The 23,081-nt window shown below is 55.5% G+C and carries 22 protein-coding genes; 9 read left to right on the top strand and 13 right to left on the bottom strand.

Translation table 11 applies throughout. The annotated features are described in order from the left end of the window. Window positions 1-9: 9 nt before the first annotated feature. Together AC0IXA_RS09075 and AC0IXA_RS09080 are read left to right on the top strand one after the other, a co-directional pair. Window positions 10-390, top strand: coding sequence for a RidA family protein (locus tag AC0IXA_RS09075; RefSeq protein ID WP_014340863.1), 381 nt, complete (start codon window positions 10-12; stop codon window positions 388-390). A gap of 65 nt (window positions 391-455) precedes the next feature. Continuing rightward, window positions 456-1,196, top strand: a complete 741-nt coding sequence (locus AC0IXA_RS09080; protein ID WP_125927416.1) for a hypothetical protein — start codon at window positions 456-458, stop codon at window positions 1,194-1,196. A 139-nt stretch (window positions 1,197-1,335) separates the two neighbouring features. On the opposite strand, the gene AC0IXA_RS09085 is transcribed toward AC0IXA_RS09080, so the two are convergent. Further along, window positions 1,336-2,193: an SDR family oxidoreductase gene (locus AC0IXA_RS09085; protein ID WP_341638175.1), complete on the bottom strand. Its 858-nt coding sequence runs from the start codon at window positions 2,191-2,193 to the stop codon at window positions 1,336-1,338. Between the two features lie 188 nt (window positions 2,194-2,381). On the opposite strand from AC0IXA_RS09085, the gene exbB reads away from it, so the two are divergent. The 6 genes from exbB to AC0IXA_RS09115 all read left to right on the top strand — a co-directional run bounded on the left by exbB (window position 2,382) and on the right by AC0IXA_RS09115 (window position 9,284). Beyond that, window positions 2,382-3,335, top strand: a complete 954-nt coding sequence (gene exbB / locus AC0IXA_RS09090) for a tonB-system energizer ExbB (protein WP_024014803.1) — start codon at window positions 2,382-2,384, stop codon at window positions 3,333-3,335. 6 nt (window positions 3,336-3,341) lie between these two features. Then, a complete protein-coding gene (gene exbD, locus AC0IXA_RS09095; protein ID WP_016772535.1) occupies window positions 3,342-3,770 on the top strand; it encodes a TonB system transport protein ExbD in 429 nt (142 codons plus the stop codon). Next, complete coding sequence (locus tag AC0IXA_RS09100; RefSeq protein ID WP_024014804.1) at window positions 3,767-4,513, top strand: TonB family protein; 747 nt, start codon at window positions 3,767-3,769, stop codon at window positions 4,511-4,513. Before exbD ends, AC0IXA_RS09100 begins: the two co-directional genes overlap by 4 nt. A gap of 276 nt (window positions 4,514-4,789) precedes the next feature. Next, the gene (locus tag AC0IXA_RS09105; RefSeq protein WP_024014805.1) at window positions 4,790-5,719 is read left to right on the top strand and encodes a hydrogen peroxide-inducible genes activator; all 930 of its coding nucleotides are present in this window, start codon (window positions 4,790-4,792) and stop codon (window positions 5,717-5,719) included. A 9-nt stretch (window positions 5,720-5,728) separates the two neighbouring features. Then, entirely contained in the window at window positions 5,729-7,804 is a 2,076-nt protein-coding gene (recG, locus tag AC0IXA_RS09110) for an ATP-dependent DNA helicase RecG (RefSeq protein WP_016772532.1), read from the top strand. A 79-nt stretch (window positions 7,805-7,883) separates the two neighbouring features. After that, window positions 7,884-9,284: an aminoacyl-tRNA deacylase and HDOD domain-containing protein gene (locus AC0IXA_RS09115; protein WP_041476626.1), complete on the top strand. Its 1,401-nt coding sequence runs from the start codon at window positions 7,884-7,886 to the stop codon at window positions 9,282-9,284. A gap of 150 nt (window positions 9,285-9,434) precedes the next feature. Here the strand turns inward: AC0IXA_RS09115 and AC0IXA_RS09120 are convergent, their stop codons facing one another. Then, window positions 9,435-9,818 carry a helicase gene (locus AC0IXA_RS09120; RefSeq protein WP_016985803.1) on the bottom strand — a complete coding sequence of 128 codons (384 nt, stop codon included), beginning with the start codon at window positions 9,816-9,818 and terminating at the stop codon, window positions 9,435-9,437. Window positions 9,819-10,397: 579 nt separating this feature from the next. On the opposite strand from AC0IXA_RS09120, the gene AC0IXA_RS09125 reads away from it, so the two are divergent. Continuing rightward, on the top strand, window positions 10,398-10,769 hold the full coding sequence (locus AC0IXA_RS09125; RefSeq protein ID WP_471812697.1) for a DUF6124 family protein: 372 nt from the start codon (window positions 10,398-10,400) through the stop codon (window positions 10,767-10,769). A 115-nt stretch (window positions 10,770-10,884) separates the two neighbouring features. On the opposite strand, the gene AC0IXA_RS09130 is transcribed toward AC0IXA_RS09125, so the two are convergent. The 11 genes from AC0IXA_RS09130 to AC0IXA_RS09180 form a co-directional block, all read right to left on the bottom strand. Further along, entirely contained in the window at window positions 10,885-11,046 is a 162-nt protein-coding gene (locus AC0IXA_RS09130) for a hypothetical protein (RefSeq protein WP_163012154.1), read from the bottom strand. Between the two features lie 37 nt (window positions 11,047-11,083). After that, the gene (locus tag AC0IXA_RS09135) at window positions 11,084-11,719 is read right to left on the bottom strand and encodes an N-acetyltransferase (RefSeq protein WP_471812699.1); all 636 of its coding nucleotides are present in this window, start codon (window positions 11,717-11,719) and stop codon (window positions 11,084-11,086) included. Window positions 11,720-11,919: 200 nt separating this feature from the next. Continuing rightward, window positions 11,920-12,507 carry a lysozyme inhibitor LprI family protein gene (locus AC0IXA_RS09140; RefSeq protein WP_471812701.1) on the bottom strand — a complete coding sequence of 196 codons (588 nt, stop codon included), beginning with the start codon at window positions 12,505-12,507 and terminating at the stop codon, window positions 11,920-11,922. A gap of 4 nt (window positions 12,508-12,511) precedes the next feature. After that, the gene (locus AC0IXA_RS09145) at window positions 12,512-12,967 is read right to left on the bottom strand and encodes a cell division protein (RefSeq protein ID WP_471812703.1); all 456 of its coding nucleotides are present in this window, start codon (window positions 12,965-12,967) and stop codon (window positions 12,512-12,514) included. 200 nt (window positions 12,968-13,167) lie between these two features. Further along, window positions 13,168-14,535 carry a lysozyme inhibitor LprI family protein gene (locus AC0IXA_RS09150; RefSeq protein WP_471812922.1) on the bottom strand — a complete coding sequence of 456 codons (1,368 nt, stop codon included), beginning with the start codon at window positions 14,533-14,535 and terminating at the stop codon, window positions 13,168-13,170. A gap of 46 nt (window positions 14,536-14,581) precedes the next feature. Beyond that, window positions 14,582-15,721 carry a lysozyme inhibitor LprI family protein gene (locus AC0IXA_RS09155; protein WP_471812705.1) on the bottom strand — a complete coding sequence of 380 codons (1,140 nt, stop codon included), beginning with the start codon at window positions 15,719-15,721 and terminating at the stop codon, window positions 14,582-14,584. A 186-nt stretch (window positions 15,722-15,907) separates the two neighbouring features. Beyond that, window positions 15,908-16,657 carry a lysozyme inhibitor LprI family protein gene (locus AC0IXA_RS09160; protein WP_471812707.1) on the bottom strand — a complete coding sequence of 250 codons (750 nt, stop codon included), beginning with the start codon at window positions 16,655-16,657 and terminating at the stop codon, window positions 15,908-15,910. A 169-nt stretch (window positions 16,658-16,826) separates the two neighbouring features. After that, window positions 16,827-17,438: a hypothetical protein gene (locus tag AC0IXA_RS09165; protein ID WP_471812709.1), complete on the bottom strand. Its 612-nt coding sequence runs from the start codon at window positions 17,436-17,438 to the stop codon at window positions 16,827-16,829. Between the two features lie 344 nt (window positions 17,439-17,782). Next, the gene (locus tag AC0IXA_RS09170; protein ID WP_471812711.1) at window positions 17,783-18,529 is read right to left on the bottom strand and encodes a hypothetical protein; all 747 of its coding nucleotides are present in this window, start codon (window positions 18,527-18,529) and stop codon (window positions 17,783-17,785) included. Beyond that, window positions 18,529-20,997, bottom strand: coding sequence for a M23 family metallopeptidase (locus AC0IXA_RS09175; RefSeq protein ID WP_471812713.1), 2,469 nt, complete (start codon window positions 20,995-20,997; stop codon window positions 18,529-18,531). The genes AC0IXA_RS09170 and AC0IXA_RS09175 overlap by 1 nt, the downstream gene beginning before the upstream one ends. 40 nt (window positions 20,998-21,037) lie before the next feature. Next, window positions 21,038-23,074, bottom strand: a complete 2,037-nt coding sequence (locus AC0IXA_RS09180; RefSeq protein WP_471812715.1) for a type VI secretion system Vgr family protein — start codon at window positions 23,072-23,074, stop codon at window positions 21,038-21,040. Between the last annotated feature and the right edge of the window lie 7 nt (window positions 23,075-23,081).

A 23,081-nucleotide genomic window follows, 5' to 3' on the forward strand; every position in this document is an offset into this window, starting at 1 on the left:
GAGTCCTACATGACCAAAACCGTCATCACCAGCGACAAGGCCCCGGCCGCCATCGGCACTTACTCCCAGGCGATCAAGGCAGGCAACACCGTTTACATGTCGGGCCAGATTCCTCTGGACCCGAAAACCATGGAACTGGTCGAAGGCTTCGAAGCCCAGACCGTCCAGGTCTTCGAGAACCTCAAAGCCGTGGCCGAAGCCGCCGGCGGTTCGTTCAAGGACATCGTCAAACTGAACATCTTCCTCACCGACCTGAGCCACTTCGCCAAGGTCAACGAGATCATGGGCAAGTACTTCGACCAGCCATACCCTGCCCGCGCCGCCATTGGCGTGGCCGCCCTGCCGAAGGGTGCGCAGGTTGAAATGGATGCCATTCTGGTCATCGAGTGATGCGCACGGCGCGGCCTTCACGCCGCGCCGACTGCTGCAAGAAAAGGTTTTGAAAGGATTCCACCATGCGCAAAGCGCTAGCTCTCTCGCTGCTCGCCCTGTTTCTCGGCGGCTGCGCCAGCGACCCTGCCGACCGTGACATCAGCGGCACCTGGATCAACCAGGTGGCGATCGATGCCGCCGCCAAGGGCGGTCCCCTGCGTGAAGCGCTGCAGGCTTACGGCCCGAATCTGGAATGGGATGTCAACACCAAGGCCGGTCAGGCCCGCTACACCAACGGTTTTGAGAACGTCGAAGGACGGCTGCTGGGCGAAGAGTCCGGCGCCTGGAAAGTCGACTTCTATGGCAGCTCCGCCAGCGAACTGAAACGCGACGGTGGACGTTTGCAGCAAGCTGCCAGCGACAACGAGCCCGAGCAGCTTTTCGATCGCGCACAGATCCCGGTGCCGGAAGGCGCACCAATCGGTGCGAGCTTCGAACGCGCTCTGTATTCAGCGTATCTGGGCGGCAACTGGACCATCGCCAGCGGCCAGGGTGAAGGCGGCACCGTGCAGTTCCAGGCCGACGGCCAGGTGACCGGCCTGCCGGGCGTTGATCGTTATGCCTTGTGTCTGGCCGGCGATTGCGCGTCCATGAGCAATGGCAACGACAGCATGTGGCTGCAACTCAATGGCCAGGGCAACAACTGGATCTTTGTGCGCAAGGGCAAGGAGCTGGAGATTCTGCAGGCAGTGAACGCTGCGCTGGCGGATGAGCAACCGCAGTTCGCCGCAGGTGAGCGCAAGTGGTTGCTGGAGAAGCAGTAACCTGCCTCCGAAATCTCAGAAGATCAAATGTGGGAGCGAGCCTGCTCGCGAACGCGGTGGGTCAGTCAACTGATAATGACTGACATACCGCATTCGCGAGCAGGCTCGCTCCCACAGTGGTTTTTGTGTTGCTGAAAATTCAGCACTTACCTTCAAGAATCGCTGCATAGCCTTCGCGATAACTCGAATACTTCGGCACCCAGCCCAACGCTTTCGCCCGCGCATTGCTGCAACGCTTGCTGCCAGTGCGCCGCACACTGGCGTCGTCCGCCCATTCAGTCACGCCCAGATACTCGCGCAACCAGCCCACCACCTCAGCCAACGGTGCCGGCGCGTCATCCACACCGATATAGAGCTGGTCCAGCTTGACGCCCTCGCGGTCTTTTTCCAGCAAGAACGCCAGCAGCCCCGCCGCATCATCGGCATGAATCCGATTGCCATACAGCGGCGGATCAATCGCCACGCGATAACCACGACGCACCTGGGTTAATAGCCACTCGCGGCCCGGGCCGTAAATGCCGGTCAGCCGCAGCACACTTGCCGGAATGCCGCTATTGAGCGCGACCTGCTCGGCCTCGAGCATCAAGCGACCTGAATAACCGGCCGCGACCGTCTCGGAGGTCTCATCCACCCATGCTCCATCCTGCTGGCCGTACACGCTGCTGCTCGACACGAAGATCAGCCGCTCGGGCACTTGCCCATAGTCACCCAGCCAGCTCAGCACATTCTGCAAACCCTGCACATAAGCTTTGCGATAGCCCTCTTCGTCGTGATCGGTGGCCGCAGCGCAATACACCAGATAATCCACGGCACCCACCGGCCAGGTCGCCGGGCATTCTTCGTTGAACAGATCACCGGCGACGCCGATGACACCCTCCGGCAGCTTGGAAACGTCGCGGCGCAGGCCATGGACTTGCCAGCCAGCCGCCAGCAATTGCGTGGCCAGACGACTGCCGACATCACCACAACCGGCAATCAAAACAGAAGGCGCGGACATCAGAAAACTCCCATCAGAAAGGCACAGACTAGCTCTGGCACAGGACGAACGGCTAGCAATGAAGGAAAAAAAGTTACTCTATTACTTTTGTTAACAAGAATTACTTGCAATAATGCACGCCACTTTTGTTCTCGGCCTCACGAGGCCTGGAAGAGCAACAACGTTTTTCTATCTCAGGTCCGGCCAGCATGACACGTAATCAAACTCCCGCTTCGCCAACCACTCGACCTCGCGCCTGGAGCGCCGTCGCGGCTCTGTTGCTCAGCCTGATGCTGGCACCGACCGCCGCCTTCGCCGACGCTCAAGCGCCCGCCACCCCAGCCGCCACCGAGCAGAGCGCACCCGCTGCCGCTCCGGCTGCACCGGCCGCCACCGATCCGGTGCAGGCTGTCGACGCGGCCGACGCACCTGAAGTCCTCGAAGCCGACAACACCTTGGGCATGGCCCACGACCTGTCGCCGTGGGGCATGTATCAGAACGCCGACATCATCGTGAAAATCGTGATGATCGGTCTGGCCATCGCATCGATCATCACCTGGACTATCTGGATCGCCAAAGGCTTCGAGCTGATGGGCGCCAAGCGTCGTCTGCGTGGCGAAATCGCCGCACTGAAAAAAGCCACCACCCTCAAGGAAGCCAGCGCCACCGCTGGTAAAGAAGGCACCCTCGCCAACCTGCTGGTGCACGACGCGCTCGAAGAGATGCGCCTGTCGGTCAACAGCCGCGAGAAAGAGGGTATCAAGGAACGCGTCAGCTTCCGCCTTGAGCGCCTCGTAGCGGCCTGCGGTCGCAACATGAGCAGCGGCACCGGCGTTCTCGCCACCATCGGTTCGACCGCACCGTTCGTCGGTCTGTTCGGTACCGTGTGGGGCATCATGAACTCGTTCATCGGCATCGCCAAAACCCAGACCACCAACCTCGCCGTTGTCGCACCGGGTATCGCTGAAGCCCTGCTGGCCACTGCACTGGGTCTGGTTGCGGCGATCCCTGCGGTAGTGATCTACAACGTCTTCGCCCGCTCCATCGCCGGTTACAAGGCGCAGGTCTCCGATGCCTCGGCAGAGGTCCTGCTGCTGGTCAGCCGCGATCTCGACCACCAGCCTGAGCGCAGCTCGCAGCCGCACATGGTTAAAGTGGGGTAATCGGCCATGGGCCTGCATTTGAAAGAAGGCGCAGACGACGATCTGGCCGAGAACCACGAAATCAACGTCACGCCGTTCATCGACGTGATGCTGGTGCTGTTGATCATCTTCATGGTGGCCGCGCCGTTGGCCACTGTGGACATCAAAGTCGACCTGCCCGCCTCGACCGCCAAACCGGCGCCGCGGCCGGAGAAACCGGTGTTCCTCAGTGTGAAAGCTGACCAGCGCCTGTTCCTCGGTGACGACGAAGTGAAAGCCGAAACCCTCGGCGCTACCCTCGACGCCAAGACCCAGGGCAAGAAAGACACCACCATCTTCTTCCAGGCTGACAAAGGCGTGGATTACGGTGACCTGATGAGCGTGATGGACAGCCTGCGCGCCGCCGGTTACCTGAAGGTCGGTCTGGTAGGTCTCGAGACGGCAGCCAAGAAATGATCACGACGCGCCATAAGCTGACGCGTTACAGCGGTAGCCTGGCCGTGGTGCTGGGCGTGCATGCGCTGGCCATCGCGCTGGCGCTGAACTGGACTGCCCGCCCGCCCATCGAATTGCCGCCGCAGGCAATGATGGTCGAGCTGGCCCCGTTGCCTGCCCCGCCACCGCCGGCTCCGCCGAAAGTCGTCACACCGCCGCAGCCACCGGCTCCGGTGGAAGAATTGCCGATTCCGAAACTGGCTGAAGCACCGAAAGCGGAAATCGCGGTACCCAAACCCAAGCCGAAGCCCAAGCCGAAACCGCCGAAGCCGGTCGAGAAAAAGCTGCCCGAGCCGCCGAAGGAAAAACCTTCCGAGGAAAAACCGGCCGATACGCAACCGACACAGGCACCGACGGAGAAATCCGCCCAGCCGGCACCGGGCCCATCGCCAGCTCAAGTGGCGGCCAAGGCCAGTTGGCAAGGCGCCCTGCTCGCGCATCTGCAGAAGTACAAGAAGTACCCGCAGAGTGCGCAGTCGCGGGGCAAGGAGGGCTTGAATCGTCTGCGCTTCGTGGTCGATGGCGAAGGTAATGTACTGTCGTTCGAGCTGGTGGGCCGCTCTGGCAACGCTGATCTGGACCGGGCCACCCTGGACATGATCCGCCGCGCGCAACCGCTGCCCAAGCCTCCGGCCGACATGCTCAACAACGGCTCGATCGAAATTGTTGCGCCGTTTGTTTATTCGCTGGAACGTCGCCGTTAAGCAACACCGCAATACCTGTGGGAGCGAGCTTGCTCGCGAAGGCGCCAGGTCAGTCAGAGCAGTTTCGTCTGACATACCGCATTCGCGAGCAAGCTCGCTCCCACAAAGTGATGTGCTAACCAGTCGATCCAGCCAAGAGGCACCGAAAGGTGCCTTTTGCGTATCTGCCAGCGGCAAACCTACCTCGACCGGTGTCGCACTCAGCCCGCAGTCTGATAACGTGCGTCTATCGATTGCAGCCGGTATGCTTGGCGCGCATCTTCATGGACGCTTGCTATGACCCTCACAGAATTACGCTACATCGTTACCCTCGCCCAAGAGCAGCACTTCGGCCATGCCGCCGAGCGTTGCCACGTCAGTCAGCCGACGCTGTCGGTGGGCGTGAAGAAACTTGAAGACGAACTCGGTGTGCTGATTTTCGAGCGCAGCAAAAGCGCCGTGCGCCTGACCCCGGTCGGCGAAGGCATCGTCGCCCAGGCGCAAAAAGTCCTGGAACAGGCCCAAGGCATTCGCGAACTGGCCCAGGCCGGCAAGAATCAGCTGACCGCGCCGCTGAAAGTCGGCGCCATCTACACCGTCGGCCCGTACCTGTTCCCGCATCTGATTCCACAACTGCACCGGGTTGCCCCGCAGATGCCGTTGTACATCGAAGAAAACTTCACCCACGTGCTGCGCGACAAACTGCGCAACGGCGAGCTCGACGCGATCATCATCGCCCTGCCGTTCAATGAAGCCGACGTGCTGACCCTGCCGCTTTACGACGAGCCGTTCTACGTCCTGATGCCGGCCCAGCATCCGTGGACCAAGAAAGAGTCCATCGACGCCGGCCTGCTCAACGACAAGAGCCTGCTGCTGCTCGGTGAAGGCCACTGCTTCCGCGATCAGGTGCTCGAAGCCTGCCCGACCCTGACCAAGGGCAACGACGGCGCCAAGCACACCACGGTGGAATCCAGCTCGCTGGAAACCATTCGCCACATGGTCGCGTCCGGCCTGGGCATCTCGATCCTGCCGCTGTCCGCGGTGGACAGCCATCACTACGCCCCGGGCGTGATCGAAGTGCGTCCACTGACCGCTCCGGTGCCGTTCCGCACCGTGGCGATCGCATGGCGTGCGAGCTTCCCACGGCCGAAAGCCATCGAGATCCTCGCCGACTCCATTCGCCTGTGCTCGGTGGCCAAGCCTGCCGCGCCGGTTACGGCCGGTTAAGCGAGCGTCATGACGGAGCTGTCGCAAGTGTCGGTGACGGCACTCAAGGGTGTCGGCGAGGCCATGGCCGAGAAACTGGCCAAGGTCGGCCTGGAGAATCTGCAGGACGTGCTGTTCCACCTGCCGCTGCGTTATCAGGATCGCACCCGCGTGGTGCCGATCGGTGCGTTGCGGCCGGGACAGGACGCCGTGGTCGAAGGCACCGTCAGCGGCGCCGATGTAGTCATGGGTCGCCGCCGCAGCCTGGTCGTGCGCTTGCAGGACGGCACCGGCGGGCTGAGTCTGCGCTTCTACCATTTCAGCAATGCGCAGAAAGAAGGCCTCAAGCGTGGCACGCGAGTTCGCTGCTACGGTGAAGCCCGGCCCGGCGCCTCAGGCCTGGAAATCTATCATCCGGAATACCGCGCGATCACCGGTGATGAACCACCGCCAGTGGACGAAACCCTGACCCCGGTCTATCCGCTCACCGAAGGCCTGACCCAACAGCGCCTGCGCCAGCTGTGCATGCAGACCCTGACGCTGCTCAAGCCGAGCACCCTGCCGGACTGGCTGCCGACCGAACTCGCCCGCGACTATCAACTGGCGCCGCTGGCCGATGCGATCCGCTACTTGCACAATCCGCCCGCCGACGCCGATGTCGATGAGCTCGCCCTCGGCCATCACTGGGCGCAGCATCGCCTGGCTTTCGAAGAACTGCTCACCCATCAACTGTCGCAGCAGCGTCTGCGCGAAAGCATGCGCTCGCTGCGCGCGCCAGCGATGCCGAAAGCCACCAGGCTGCCGCCGAAATACCTGAAGAACCTCGGCTTCAGCCCAACCGGTGCTCAGCAGCGCGTCGGCAATGAAATTGCCTACGACCTCAGCCAGCACGAACCGATGTTGCGCCTGATTCAGGGTGACGTCGGCGCGGGTAAAACCGTGGTTGCCGCCCTCGCCGCGTTGCAGGCGCTGGAGGCCGGTTATCAGGTCGCGCTGATGGCACCGACCGAGATCCTTGCCGAACAGCACTTCATCACCTTCAAGCGCTGGCTCGAACCGCTGGGCATTGAAGTCGCGTGGCTGGCCGGCAAGCTCAAGGGCAAGAATCGCGTCGCCGCGCTGGAACAGATTGCCAGCGGCACGCCAATGGTGGTCGGCACCCACGCGCTGTTTCAGGACGAAGTGCAGTTCAAGAACCTCGCTCTGGTGATCATCGACGAACAGCACCGCTTCGGCGTGCAGCAGCGTTTGGCGCTGCGCCAGAAAGGCGTCGGCGGGCGCATGTGCCCGCACCAACTGATCATGACCGCCACGCCGATTCCACGCACATTGGCGATGAGTGCCTACGCCGACCTCGACACCTCGATCCTCGATGAATTGCCGCCCGGCCGAACCCCGGTCAACACCGTGCTGGTCACCGACACCCGCCGCGTCGAAGTCATCGAACGGGTGCGCAGCGCCTGCGCCGAAGGACGTCAGGCCTATTGGGTCTGCACCTTGATTGAAGAATCCGAAGAGCTGACCTGCCAGGCCGCCGAAACCACGTTCGAAGACCTCACCGCCGCCCTCGGCGAATTGAAAGTCGGGCTGATTCACGGGCGCATGAAGCCGGCCGAGAAAGCCGCAGTGATGGCCGAGTTCAAGGCCGGCAACCTGCAACTGCTGGTTGCCACCACGGTCATCGAAGTCGGCGTCGACGTGCCCAACGCCAGCCTGATGATCATCGAAAACCCCGAACGCCTGGGTCTTGCGCAACTGCACCAGTTGCGCGGTCGCGTCGGTCGAGGCAGCGCGGCCAGTCATTGCGTGCTGCTTTACCATCCGCCGCTGTCGCAGATCGGTCGTCAGCGTTTGGGCATCATGCGCGAGACCAACGACGGTTTCGTCATTGCCGAAAAAGACCTCGAACTGCGCGGCCCCGGAGAAATGCTCGGCACTCGTCAGACCGGCCTGCTGCAATTCAAGGTCGCCGATCTGATGCGCGACGCCGACCTGCTGCCCGCCGTGCGCGACGCCGCGCAAGCCCTGCTGGAGCGCTGGCCGACCCACGTCAGCCCGTTGCTGGATCGCTGGCTGCGGCATGGGCAGCAATACGGCCAAGTGTGAGCACTGTCGCAGTTTCCGACAGCTCGTTCCGGCAGAGGTGGTTATACTCCTGCCATTGTTTCAAAAACGGATACAGACCATGACCGAAGCTGCTCTCGTCCCCGAATCTCCGCAAGCTCCGTCTGTTATTCGGCTGCTGCTCAACAAGCTGGGCGTTGCCTACGAAGAAGTGCTCGACCACCACGGCCTCAATGCCTCGCGCAAAGTGCAAGCCGTGTTGCTGGACGACGCCGTCGGCGCGTTGATGGTGCTGTTTCCACAGAGCCAGTTGCTGGATCTCAATCGCCTCGCCGAACTCACTGGTCGCCGCCTGACTGCCGTGTCCACCGAGCGCCTGGAAAAGATGCTCGGCAAACACAATCTGAGCCTGCTCCCGGGCCTGCCGGCGCTGACCAGTTCGCCGTGCCTCTACGAAGAAAGCCTGCTGCGCGAGCCGAAGCTGCTGATCAACTCCGGCGAGCCGGGCCTGCTGCTGGAAATCAGCAGCGAAGACTTCAAATCGATGCTGACCAAAGCCAGCGCCGCCAACTTCGGTGAAGCCCTGAGCAGCATCCGCCCGAACCTCGACCGCCCGGACGATGACCGCGAGGAAATCACCCAGGCCGTGCAGGCGTTCACCGCGCGGCGCATCCAGCAGCGTCTGGAAGCGACCATCGAGATTCCGCCGCTTGCTGAAACTGCGCAAAAAATCATCAAGCTGCGCGTCGACCCCAACGCCACCATCGACGACATCACCGGCGTCGTTGAAACCGACCCGGCGCTGGCCGCGCAAGTGGTGAGCTGGGCGGCGTCGCCGTATTACGCCTCGCCGGGCAAGATCCGCTCGGTGGAAGACGCGATCGTCCGCGTGCTGGGTTTCGATCTGGTAATCAACTTGGCGCTGGGCCTGGCCCTCGGCAAGACCCTGAGCCTGCCGAAAGACCACCCGCAACACACCACGCCGTACTGGCAGCAGTCGATCTACACCGCCGCCGTCATCGAAGGCCTGACCCGCGCCATGCCTCGCGCCCAGCGCCCGGAAGCCGGCCTGACCTATCTGGCCGGCCTGCTGCACAACTTCGGCTATCTGCTGTTGGCCCACGTGTTCCCGCCGCACTTCTCGCTGATCTGCCGCCACCTGGAGGTCAATCCGCATCTGTGCCACAGCTATATCGAGCAACACCTGCTGGGTATCAGCCGCGAGCAGATCGGCTCATGGCTGATGCGCTACTGGGACATGCCCGATGAACTCGCCACGGCACTGCGCTTCCAGCACGACCCAAGCTACGACGGCGCCTACGCCGAATACCCTAACCTCGTCTGCCTGGCCGTGCGCCTGCTGCGTAGCCGCGGGATTGGCTCCGGGCCGGATGAAGATATTCCGGATGCCCTGCTTGAACGCGTCGGCCTGAGCCGCGACAAGGCCAACGATGTCGTCAGCAAAGTGCTTGAGGCTGAAGTGCTGCTGCGCGAACTGGCATCGCAGTTCAGCCAGGCCTAAAACGAAACAGGCCCGCTCCCCAAGGATCACCAAATCCCTGTGGGAGCGAGCCTGCTCGCGAAGAATCCAACTCGGTCTACCAGACCGCCCCTGATCGTTCCCACGCTCCGCGTGGGAATGCATCCCGTGACGCTCCGCGTCACCAAAGGCTCAAGCCTTAGGCTTAGCCTTCCTCGGCACCAAATACTTCATCAACCCCTGAAACCACATCACCAGCGCCGGATTCCCCTTCAGTTGAATCGACTTGTCCTGAATCCCCTGCATAAACGCCAACTGCTTGTTCTTCGCCTGCATCGTCGCAAAGCCATAACCGGCATCTTTAAAAGCAATCGCAAACGCCGGTTCTGCCACCACCCCAGACTTGCTGGTGATGCGCTGATCCTTGACCACGAAATGCCGCGCCACTTTCCCATCCAGCGTCTGCAACTGAAACACCAGATCCTTGTCACCCAGCTGCTGCTGGAACGCAGGATTGGTCCGGCTGGCCTTACCCATCAACAAACCCATCATCCACAGGAGAAAACGAAATTTCATGCGCACAGCCTCAAAAGGAAAATGAACGGCCGGGGCAGTGTAAGGGATTCGGACGATAACGCCAGTATCTGACACTGTTGGAAGAGGATGCAGACCATTTCCCGCACGATGACCACCAAGTCACGATTCAGCGCTCGCCCACTGATCGTTCCCCCGCTCCGCGTGGGAATGCATCCCGAGACGCTCCGCGTCTCACCACTCACCTTTCCTACACCTTTTGAAACACATCCCTGTAGGAGCTGGCGAAGCCTGCGATCTTTTGATCTTCCGGCCCGCGAATCTATGGGAAGTTTCCTGCAAAGTGCGGTGCGGTCCATGAACTAGGCGAGTTGGTGCGGTGGGGATAGGATCTGTGGGTCGCCGCAAAATCGGTGATACGGACGTGCAAGTCCAGACTCGTCATGCATTCAGTTATGGCTATTCGCCGAGTGTTTTCCTATGCTCGCGAACTGTTATGGCGGCTGTGTATGGGAGGCCTTCGGGTCTGCCGGTTCCGAGTCCGGTCTTGCACACCTATACACAGCTGCCACCCTTTCGAAGCAAGCGAAACGGTGTTGGCTCCATAACTCGGAAATACCTATGATCAAACCAACACCAAATCCCCCAGAAAACCCGGATATTTCGCCCTACGAATCTCTGGAATCAAAGAAATTCCACGAAGCCGCCGAACGCGCCCTCGACCATCACTTCAAACCACCCACCGAACCCCACGCCAGACGCGAAACCGGCCTCTTCAAACTCTCCTCCGGCACCGACGCCGAAGCCCTCATGGCCAACGCCTCCGAAGACCTCCTGTCAATCAGCGTCATCGCCTGCGACCTGGCTGACGACCTCCACGGCTCCCGCCGCTCGGTGGCACTGGCCCTGAGCAGAATGGCGGACGGGGTGCGATTGATGGTGGAAGGGACGCTTGATCATATTGAGGTGAAGAGCGCGGCGGCGAAGCCGTAGCGGGAATTGCGGATGAAAAAAAGGGGACGTTAAGTCCCCTTTCTGCACCGCCTGTAAACATCCAGGCACAAAAAAACTGCCAATCACGGCAGCTTTTTTGAGAATCCGAAAACCTTCAGCCAGCCAGTCGACCGACTGGCTCGAAATCAGAACCTTTGGCCAACGCAACATCCAGAAAACGGCTGCGCTTACCGGAACGTTTAGCCAAAACTTCACGAGCTTCAGCCTGGAACCGGGCAGCCATCATAGGCTTTGGTTCATGTTTGGACTTTTTCATGGAAACCTCTCGGGTCTCGAAATTTGACTGGATAGTATTACCGCTCAACCGCAATAACAAGCCGGCCCGTCGGATCAAAGCCAAACCCTAAACTCTCGTATATGGGTATAGCGCCGACTGCCGGCTCTTGAACTTCAATTTCTGTACAGCCAATCAAGAGAGCGTAGTTTTCAATCGCGGTTAATGCCAAAGCAGCCACTGTGCCCCGCAACGGATGGGATCTTTCCGGCTTGCCCTCCAGAATCACGATCTTGATACATAGCTTGCTCTTGCGCGGTGACGCATAACACAACCCACACAATTCTTGGTTGAACCAAAGCGAGACATCAAAACCACGGGTGTCAGCCTGTTTCCATTGATGCACATCGTGCCACGGGTAGAGCGTCGCCTCGTCACCCCAAAGATCCGCAGCTTCGATGGCAACGGGAGTAATAGGCTCGTAACGGATTTGAGTGGTTTCGATACCTCGGATCTTGAGGTTTTGGCTTTCACGCGCCATATCTTCCGCAGCCTTGCGCGCCTCAGATCGCCAGATCTGATAGCGATACCCGTTACCTCGAATCCTGGACATGGACAACCACTGGCAATCTTCAAAGGCCATGAGGGTAGCGACGTTTCCAAGCTTCTGAACATAAACAGAAATAACCTGACACTGATTACCTTGTTCGAGCATTCCGCAGCTTTCGAGCCTCAACCGGCGACGCAGTCGCTCATCGGCAGGACGTAAGAGGCTAGTGAAGGAACGCTTGACCACGTTGAAGTACCGAAAGTGGCATCCGCCTTAGCTGTGTAGAAACTTCACTATGGGCAGTCAGTGGTACTAGCAGCAGAGCAGAGATAAACGCACGCGAAAACTTCAAATCGGAAATTCATTCAACGATTCATAGGCAACTGAAAGCGCATCCGCACCCTGCAATTCGCAAAATCCTCACGGAACAAACGCTCGCTCATTTTGCAGTGCCCATCCGCGTATTGCTTCCAAAGCGGATCATCGAGTTCTTCCCCTCCCAGCAGCTCAATTGAGGCCGCTAAATTTCTCTCACGATCCTTCCCTTCAATCGCGGATGCCGCTTTGTAAAAACCATCCAGCGGTAAACCCGTCTGTAGAGCGACCAACTCTCCCAGCCGAGCATTGGTCGTCTGCACCAGACACCCAAGCTTTTCGATTGGCGCTTCAGCGCCCGGCAACGCGGCTTCATAAAGCTCTTCGCAAAACGATTCTTTGAAGCGCACCCAGTTCTTTTGCACATCTCTCAGATGGCTTTGCTCCGCAGGAGCCAGAGTCGACAGCGCTTTTTTGTATTGCTCGTTCAGGACACCATCGACCTTCTCGAAAGATTGCTGGCCGCAGGTGATCAAGTCCGGGTTGGACAAACTGTCTGGGTTGCACGCTTCTCCAGCAAACAATGCGGATGAAGCAGCAGAGAGCAAGCAACCGAGAAGAATCGAAAATACTTTCACGCTGTTACTCCTTCCCTTGACGGTCATGTCTGTACAGCCAAAACAGCGGCGGCAACAACACCAACAACGCAAAACCATCAAGCCACACGTGCGACCAGACCTGCTGTTGCGCCGAGAGCCACATGTCCTGCGGCGCCCATAACAGGATGCCGGCGATCAACCAGCCCCAGATGGCCGGAGCTTTCAAGCGATTGCCCAGATGCACCAGCGCGAGCATGTACAGCGAATAACTTTGCAACGTCGCGCCGAACAGCGCGAGCCACCAGCCCTGTTGATCGTGTCCGGCAGCAGGTACCGCATCGGCGCCCCAGAACGACAGTTCGAGGACTTGCAGGTAGCCATCGAGCAAGCCGGAGTCACCGGCCCAGGTCAGGGTAAGACCGGCGAGGATGTGCGTGATCGCAGCGGCATATAGCCAAAGCACCAACGCTGGGCGAAGCGAGGAAGAAGGGGCTGGCATTCCGTGTCCTGAGCGCGTTCCTTGGGGGGAGTTTAAAGGAAGATCGAGGTCGTTATATGCTCAAATATTAAACGTTTAAGCGCCGCGGATTCTGGCTCAGCGCATATGAAAACGCGTTAGCCGTGATGGCGGAACGCGTTTGATCACATCGAGGTGAAAAGGCGTCGGGCTCTGTAAACGCCCTTCCTCACTTAACCGTACTAAAAGCAGCTGCTGGCCACTATCGGTTCGGCCACTTCGGACTGAAGTCGCTTAATCGCATTGATGCCCGAGTCGTTACCTTTGTCGGCAGCAAGCTGATAACAGGCCAAGGCGCGAGGAGTATCTTTCTTTCCTAGATCGCCGCTTTTCCAATAGTCGCCTAACGAAACGAATGCATGGGTTGATCCCATGGTGGTAGCACGAATCAACTCTTTTTCAACGTCCAGCGGGCGCTGGCAGGGGCCTGAGCCGGCCAATTCATTCCCAAAACAATAGAAGCCAGCCAACGACTCAGCACCGCTTGGTGAATCAACGGCTGCTGCTTTGAAAAGAGCCTCAACTTTGTCGTATTCCAATTGCGGGGCCATACCCGACAGACTCAGCCCGGCCGCAGCCGAACTAGATATAGGATCGCCTGAAGCGGCCGCGCACAGGTAATTTTCCAAAGTCGCCTCAAAAAGTTCTCCTGTCAGTCGGTATTGCTCAAGGCCGCCCAAGCCAGCAAATCCTTGTCCGCGCTGCCAACAGAAATTCTCCGCACGACTCATTTTCCGCGTACTGGCTACAGAAAGCTCTTTATCAGGAATCGACCAGTCCTCAACCCCATCAAGCGTCCAGCAGGACTTCCGCGAAAAGTTGAAAATCTTGATATTGCTGTTGCCGGCGCGTTTATCCACAACGTTAACGTGGCGGTCATCCACCTTCTCGATCTCTATTCCTTCCACTTTCCCATCGGGCACAGCCACCATTAAAGGAAACGCCATATCGCGTCCCACCTCCGCAGTAACGTGAGTCACAATCCGCCCTATATCCGACGTCCCCTTTAATACCAGTAGCTTCACGGCCTGCGCAGTGAGTCGCTTCTGCGATTCGACATTAGCGGAGAATGCTGGAAGAAACTGTGTAAAGTCTTGCGTAGGGCACGAGCCACGTCCAATTGTCGGGCCACTCCCGGTATTGGACGCGATATTGTCCAAAAACACTGAACGGTCACGACTCATACTGGCGATGCAATTGTTCACCGCTGCCACATGCGCCGAAGAGCCCGGTTCCGTCTCCAACGCATCGACCTGGCAATCGGTATCGCGCAGTTTGATCCAGGCGCGCTGAGCCTCCTGAACCGTTGCCTTTTGGCTCGCCGCAAGAACTGGATCAGTTTGATACCCACCTTCGAGCCGAACCATCAGTTCTTGATAACTGGTATTCAACTGCTTATCTGCAGCAACCTTGGCGCTCACAGAACATCTTTCCCTCTGAGAGTTCGTAGTGATATCGGCACATGCATCGTCAGCAAATGCATGTCCCCCCAACAGAGATAAACCACCAATCAGCACGGCGGGCAGCACCGGAATAAGATATTTACTCAAGGCAAATTCCAACAATATTTTGCGAAAGTGTATTTTTAAGTCGTGCTTATTCTTCAAGGGAGATAGCCATTTTCAGAGTAGATCCATTCAGATAAACGACTGCTTCGCGCCCATTAATATCGACAGGAGTAGGATTCTGGATCATTCCTTCATCACTAGCCTTCGCAATTTTTGTTAACGTCTTATCCGCAACATTGGCACGCCAAATAGTTTCATCACCATTCTTGAAATAAAACGTCGGCCGTGACTTGCTCCAAATCGGAGCATATATATTCCAACCGGCCTCGGGTCGACCAGCCTGAGCTATCGTTTCATACCCTGAGGTGTGCGAGTAGTACGCTTGCAATTTTCCATACTCACCACCCCAACCGAATGTCAAACCACTAACAGCATTTTCATCAGTATTTGGCCACTGTTGAAACAGCAAACTACTTTCCAATGGCGGAGATTTTGAACCGAGCTTATAAACCATCCCCCGCAGCTGATTCTTAGAGAGCTGCTGCCGATAGTAAAACGCCCCATCGAAGATTCCCGCGAATCTTTTCCCTTCGTCGTTTGAACCTAAATTCAAAGCACCATCAAAACCGATATCTTTCGCAATCGTGTGCAATACCGGCCTGTCGTTGCGATCAACGTACTCATATAGATTACCCCGGTACGCAATCATCGCCGCATCAAAATGCCCTTCAAACACGATGACATGCAACATACCTGAAATTGTTTCAGCTGAGATCACAAATCGTTCGACAGCCCCTTTTTCATTGGGAAGCCATGCTAAATCAATGACCTTCCATGAGCGTTCAAACTGTGTGTAGGGCTTATCACCCAACATTAACTTAATATCTTTCTGAGTCGGCCTAGGCGCAATAGAAACCGGTGTGAGAAAGCTTATCTGCTGAACATAAGCTTCCTCTAAACACTCCAATGACTCACAAGAATTACGCTCTGACTCAAGCCAATCACTTTCGATTACTTGTAAAGCTCGCCGATTTTTTAACGGCTTGAAGAGTTCACTGAGCTTTTCGTCCATTGCGGACAAAGAAGGAGAACTACAAATCTTCATCTCTACGTCCGTCGAAGCTTTACCACAGTCGAAACTCGCAGAAAATGCGACCGAACTGAATAGCAAAAAGGTTAACGATAAAAAGCAAGGGAGCGAATGTAAATTTTTCATTGAATCAGCCATCAAAGAAATTTTCCCACCATCGAAACGGATACGTTTACGCTTCGCCTAAAAATTAAATAATTTTGGAGCAACAAATAAATCCGTCACCTTTCACACGTAAAGGAAATAGCGCAAAAAAGAGAACGAAAAGCTTGTTCATGCTCATCCAAGTTGACGCTTTCGCGCGAATGCTCTGGCTTGTCCTTTTCAACGTCTGCTCTTGTCCGGTGCCAAAGCCAATTGGCGAGTACGCTCTATCGTCGCGCGAATTAGGCAGGCATCGGACCACTCACCGAAAACTGATTTATGCAATTTCGGGTCGGCCTGGCACTCCGCATCTCTAAATTTCATCCAGGCTCTTTGAGTTTCCCTCAGTGCTTTCTGACCGCTTTCGTCCAGCCGACTCATACGATCCCGATATACAGAGTTCAGCAATGCATCCGCGTCAGGAACCATCAGATCAAGAACACCATTTCCCGAGGGAAACCACTCAACGTCCGCCAATGCCTGTTCGCTTTCATTGTTCCAGTTGTAGAGGCCGTTTTCTTCGATTTTCAGTGTGGCGGATCGCTGATGGTGATTCGTCGGATCGCTCTCGCTGACCTCCGAGCGATAAACAATTTCCAAATAGATAGGGTCGGTTGTGCGCTGAGGATCATTCAATAGCGTTTGCCGAACAATGGCCCGTTGCTTATTGCTCTCAGTGATCTCTATCGAAAAGCACGGATCCGGCCCAGGACGTTCTGCGGACGCCTTCCTCTCCAGGCATTGATTACGAACCGCCATGGAAGGGGTATCCGACCCACCACCCACATCAACGACTCTGACAAGCAACCGGACTTCCGGGTCCTTGGAAAAGTCGGCCTGAAGGATGGTGGCAATCATCGTGCCCTCAGCCATGACCACAGGCGACAGTATTGAAAATAAAAAAATGAGGCTGAATCTGAAAAACTGCATTCCTTGGCGTCCGTAAAAAAATCAGTGATCCGTTCAATTCTGAACGGGCCTGCGACAGAAGATAGAGTCAGAACCGACAAGCGGGCCAGATCTATTTAAGTTCTCAACCAAATTCAAAGCGGTCGAGCGCAATAAATAAATCCGCCCCTTTTCCTCAGTCCCCTTTTCCTCAAAGACTTTCTCTCATGTCCATGCACTCCTTCGCATCCGCGAGGACCTTGCGCTCACCATTATGGAGGACGCACACAGGTTTTTTGAAGGTGCCTTTCATCCTTTGACAGACAGTGCTACCCGCTTCCTTATAAACACATTGCTCGCCAGAAATGATCAGCTCTTTACCTGGAATCAAAGTCACAACTTTTGTCCTTTCAATACGGTAAACGTTTTCGTAAATTGAATAACCGGACAGTTGAATATCTTTATAGGTACCATCCTCCAACTCCGAAGCACTAGCAGGAATGTCTCCGATATATGTGGCCTTTCCACCTTTAGCTACAGCAGAAAAAATCATAACCTGAGCGTTTAGACCCATATCATCACTGGTTGGATAAGAAAATATAACTGCTATATTTTCGGTCCCTGCCACTTCTCTAGCAACATAATCTGACCGACATCCGCGATCAGCATTATCAAGAGAGAAGACTCCCCCTTCAAAAGAAAGAGTCAAGCTAGCTTGATCGGCATTCTGATCAGCTTCTTTACATATCAGGCTATGCTCAGTTGAAGCCGAATAAGCAGCGCCACCATAAATGGATAACAAAAACACCATTAGGCGAATCATTCAAATGACCTCAGTAAAATCTTTGAAGCTTATTTATCATTATTTCACGAGCCGAGAAGTTCGCGGCAGCCGGCCAAGGATGAGCAGCATCGGTTCCGACTAAAGAACCGTCATCCCTAATACCTCGAGTCATTTTGGGTATGTCATTAGAGTGGGCAATTCCCAGCAGTTTGTTTTTCGTCCAAAACCAGCCCGCCGCCTCAAGACAACGAAGGGAACAGATTTATTTGAGTTCAACGATAAAATCAGTTGGATAAATAAATCCGTTCCCCTTACCCGCTCCCTTTACCCAACGGAGGACGAAAAAAGTCCGCTCCTTTGGTTCACTCTGAATCCACTGGAAACTATTTAGAGAATCGCAAAGAAGATAAAACGTCTCTTATCCCCTGAAAAGTCTCTGCATCCAGAGTCAAAGTATCAGGATAATTTTCCGCTGCACCTACCAGCATGTTTTCTCCCTCTAGGATACAAAAACTAACACGCGCAATTTTTTTGCCCGTTTTATCCTTAAACCCGAAGATGAATCCCGACCAACCAGAACCTCTCAACTCTTGAAAAATGTAGTCTTCGGAGTTGCCAGCGCTTTTATTTGGCAGCCATCTCTCATCACTTAACGTTGCAGGACACTTAAGAGCATTTGCTTGCCTAACATCCTGAAGCTCTGGACTAACATCCTCGCTCCCAGAGTCTTCCCCAGTTTGTTTTAGGTCAAAATTGTCCACACCATCGCACATCATGCCAAACCACTTGGCTCCTAAATTGGAGTCTTTTTTAAAGCTCCAATCATAACCGACAGCCATTTCAGCCTGTTCAAGATGCGGCCAGTCCTGATCCTTAGGAGGAGATTTTGACTCTAGAAATACAACATCAGGTGTATTGAACTTAATATATTGATCTTTACTAATATCAAGTGAGTATTTACAACTACCTTGGCGCACATTAACGACTGCTATTCCAGACGCAGATATAGAGTCGTTAGGCTCGTTCCCGATATTTAGAACTCCGTCAGCCTGCTCCTTGTCAGCAGACACCGCCGTGCTTGAAGCCAAAAACACCACCAATGCAAGGTAAAAACCAAATGTTTTTTCCATTAATCGACTCTCCGATAAACAAAGTCCTGCGGCGTCCCTGACGAAGATCCAGATGGCGTTGGAAAGCTCAAGGTATCCATTAAAACCATTTGTGCGTTTGCAAAAGCGAGAAATCTTGCTTGCACTCCCCAAATAGAGCTGAAGCTAGATGAAGGGGAGCCTAGATTTACAGTAGCGGCAACATTTCCGAAAGCAGAATTCTCATAATAATGTTTTGTTTGAGCATTAGTTGTTAGAGTCTTTAACGTACTGCCTGAACTGGTGTAGTAGCCATCAGCTTGTTTGGAGGCCCCAGACCAAGCCCAGTAGGCGCCAGCACTATTGGCTGCATCATACGAACCTTTTACCGCGTCACGCTTTGTGATGATCGCTTGTGGAATGCCAGTAGACGCATCGCTCAATGAGTTTGTTGGATCGTACATAGTTTTGTGACCATTAACTACAGGTCTGTTATTGTTCGCCATCGTTGTATGACTAGCTAAAACCTGTTTAACTTGCGAGCTTATAACTTCACCCTTAAACTCCCAGTACTTTATATAGTTACTGGCATGTGTTAACTGAAGAAAGCCTCTGCCATCCCACGGCTTATACCAATATGGGCTACCCTCATGAAATTTTTGGTACCACTGGGTTTCTTGTGTAGCATTACCAAAGAAACATGCCAATCGCACCGGGGTAACTACCAGAAATTTACGCAAAGCCTTATTAAGATCATTCCGACGAGTTAAAGCATCTGGACTTGAACTAGAAAGCAGGGTGCCCGCATTTGGTAAGCTGATTGACTCCCACTGCCAAGTAGATGCCTTCCTCAACGAGTTCGTTGGAAGCAACTGGACAAGCTCATTTCTGCTTAACCAACTACATTTCCTAAATGTCGCAATAAATTCTTTTGGTGGAAAATGCCAGTGCCTACTCTCAATTCCTTCAATAGCGGCATCTTCCCAAAAGCCTAATGCAACCTGATGCCTCTTCAACTTATCATAAGCCTCTTGCGGCATCGGTCCATTTTCAGCCACTTTTAATAGCCAGTCGTAGCGAGCATCAAAATCGTTTTTACACCACTCGCTGGGAAACATGCATACCAAGCGCTTAATTCGATTTTGAGCATCTGTACTTTCAAGCTTTTGCTTACTTAAATCTCTTTCCTTCACATAGCGTTCAGAAAGCTGCTGCTTTGCCTCTTCCGATAGAGAGGAGTAAGCAGGAGAAGTAGCTATCCCTATGGCATCGGTGTTATCGGAAACTACTTTTCCAACATCCAAAGCTAGTAGTTCTCGAATAAAAGGTGACTGGCAGTGGCTATCTTTATCCTTATCGTCATCAACCAACTGCCAACCCTGCCAATGAGGAAAATCTGCATCGCTAAACTTCCCGACCGTAGGAGAGTTTAAGTTAACCCAACCTACTTTACTTTCCTCGCCAACTTTTGCGGGGAATTTTATTTTACGCCAATGGGCAGCATCAGTCGGCTGCAATCGCTCCTCACCAATAACTCTTCCAAAGCGTAGCAGTTCAAATCCCGCACTGGGAGATTGGGGATATAGCTCGCTGGAAGTTTTAAATAGCGAGTACTCAAACTCACTTTTCTCGTCTACCCCACCCAAGTCAAATCCAGACCGGGTATATGTAGTTAGCGTACATGAGCCTTTAACGAAACTCATTCTAACAAAAAGCCCATCTTGTAACTCAGTCGCCAGCGCCCACTCATAACCATCAACTGTATTTGACACATTAGTTGCAGGAGTGCCCCCCGCCTCCTCAATCGGCGCGGGTCCTGCGGGCATAGCAGGGCAGCGATAAATAATCTGCGAGTTATTCAGAGCGGATAAGTGGCTGGATGGCTGACTCTCGTAACCAAAAACTTCTGGAGGAATAAAGAAAAAAATATCCCCCCAACAGCAGTCCTTTCGACCATCGCTAGTTTTGAATGCAAGGTCTTTTTCTTTTCGCCCAACGATATTCTCGATTTTGCTGTCGTCAGCAACAATTTCAAAATGAATCCTATTTTCCTCACCGTAAATTTTGCCAGCCTCACCTATGATATCTTTTCGATATATCTTTTTTCCTTTAGCTGGCGCGCTCAAACTAATTTTTGCGAGATGCATATAGATTGAATAGAAGACGATCTTTCCTTTTTCGCCTTCGCCTATCTCCGTTTCGTGCTTGATTACAAGACAACCATCATCTGTCCACTTTTCGCGATACCTAAGGGCATGATCAGGCGCCGCCTCACTTTCCTGGGTCGGCTGTCGAAAATAAACCAGTATTCCATCTGAGATTGCACATACCGGCAAAGCTTTTCCGCTTTCTTGAGGTGCAGTCAAATGGATGCCGCCATGCCAGTTGAGGTCAAAGCTTAGCGGATAGCCACCATCGCCAGGGATACCTCCGACCATAGCGCGTGAGAGGAAAGCATCGTCAGTTTCTCCCGCATTCGGTTTCGGCAGAAAAGGAGGGCTAATGATCATTCAAAAAATTCCTTGTTCATAATGACGCTCGTACGTCCGCTCAAAGCGAAAAAGGGTAATCAACTGTCGGCTTAACCTTCTCAGGCACCGCATTCCCCAACGCCTGATCCATCAAACTCCCCGCCTTATCCCTATCCGCCGCCCCCGGCAGCACCGGCGGCTTAATCCCAATCCCAGTCCCCGATCCCGCCGAGCCACCGGCATTGATCTTGATCACCGGCCCAACCACCGTCACCCCACCGCCATCAAGCTTGATAAAGCTCCCACCCCCAAGAATGGTCAGCTCCGTCCCCGCCTCAATAACGATCTTGTCCCCAGCCTTGAGGTGTATCTCTTTCCCCACACTGGTCAGCTGCGCCGTGCCGAGTTTGACGTGTTGGTTCTGCCCCACCGTCAGGTGATCATCCAGCTTCGCTTCAACCTTGCGGTCGGCGATCGTGGTGCGGTGTTCCTCAGCCTTCAACTCGGTGTAAGTGTTCTTCACCACCGTGTCGTGACGTTCATTTCCGACGCGAATCTTCTGGTCATGCTCAACATTTTCATCCCAATCGCGCTGGGCATGAATGTAGATCTGCTCTGCACCTTTCTTGTCTTCAATACGCAGTTCGTTGTACCCACCACCACCCGGCGAGCTAAGCGTTTTGAACACGCTGCGAGTCTTGTTCGCCGGCAGTGCGTACGGCACCGGGTTTTCCTTGTGGTACAGGCAGCCGGTCACCAGCGGTTGGTCGGGGTCGCCTTCGAGGAAGGTGACGAGGACTTCCATGCCGATGCGCGGGATGCTGATGGCGCCGTAGCGGTCGCCGGCCCAGGAGCTGGAGACGCGCAGCCAGCAGCTGGTTTTGTCATCGGCGAGGCCTTCGCGGTCCCAGTGGAATTGCACTTTGATGCGGCCGTACTGGTCGCAGTGGATTTCTTCGCCTTTGGGGCCGGTGACCATGGCGGTCTGGCTGCCGAGTACGCGCGGTTTCGGGTGTTCGAGGGCCGGGCGGTAGAACACGTCCCACGGGGTGGCGAGGAAGCGGTTGCGGTAGCCCTGGTGGAAGTCGTCTTTGTTGTCGGTGGTGTCGCTGGTCACGCCTTCTTCGAGGACTTGCGGTTGTTTGCCTTCATGGAAGATTTCGGTGAGCAGCCACAGGTCGTTCCACTCGCTGCGCGGGTGGTCGGACATTTCCATGAAGTGGCCGCTGACCAGTTTGGTCTGGTCGCCGCGACCTTCGGCCTGGCGGTAGTCGGCGCGGTGGCGTTCGAGGGCGCGCTGGCTGAGGAACTTGCCGCGCGCGCGGTCGATGAAGCGGCCGGGGTAGTCGTAATCTTCGAGATCCGGCTCAGTGCTGTCGCCGTCCGGTTTGTATGCGGCTTCCATTCGCAGGCGCGGTTTTTCGAAGTCGTAGTCGCGGCGCGTGGTGCGCGTGGTGCGGGTTTCCAGGCGCAGTTTGAACGCTTTGATCACCGGCTCGTCGGCGACCATACCGCTGCCCTGCACGTACGCAGTCGGCTGACCGAGATGCTGGAACACGGTCTGGTCGTCGCCGAACACCAGCAAGTGGGCTTTTTCGCTGTGCTGGAAGTGGTAGTGAATGCCCTCTTCTTCGCACAGGCGCTGGACGAAATGCAGGTCGGTTTCGTCGTACTGCACGCAGTAGTCGCGATCCGGGCACGGCTGGCTGAGCTGGAAGCTGTAGGCGTTGCTCTTGATGCCGTGCTCTTCGAGGATCAGCGCGATGATTTTCGGCGCCGACATCTGCTGGTAGATGCGCTGGTTGGTGCGGTGATGCAGGTATTGCAGTTGCGGCACGATCGAGACTTTGTAGCGGGTCAGGCGCTTGCCGGCATCGCCCTGGGCGACGCGGTAGATCTGCCCGTGGATGCCCGAGCCTTGTGGATCGAACGCCAGGAACGCCTGCTTGTGCAGCAGTTGTTCGAGGTCCAGATCGGGGTTTTCGCTGACCAGCTCGAGGTCGAAGCGATACGCCTGGCTGATGCCTTCGGTGCCGGTGAACGACAGCACTTGCAGGTCGCCGACGTAGTCTTCGACCTTGAGGCTGAAGTGGGTTTCGTTAGCTGAGTTGAACATCGTGTGC

The sequence above is a fragment of the Pseudomonas sp. AC083 genome, from assembly GCF_979253165.1.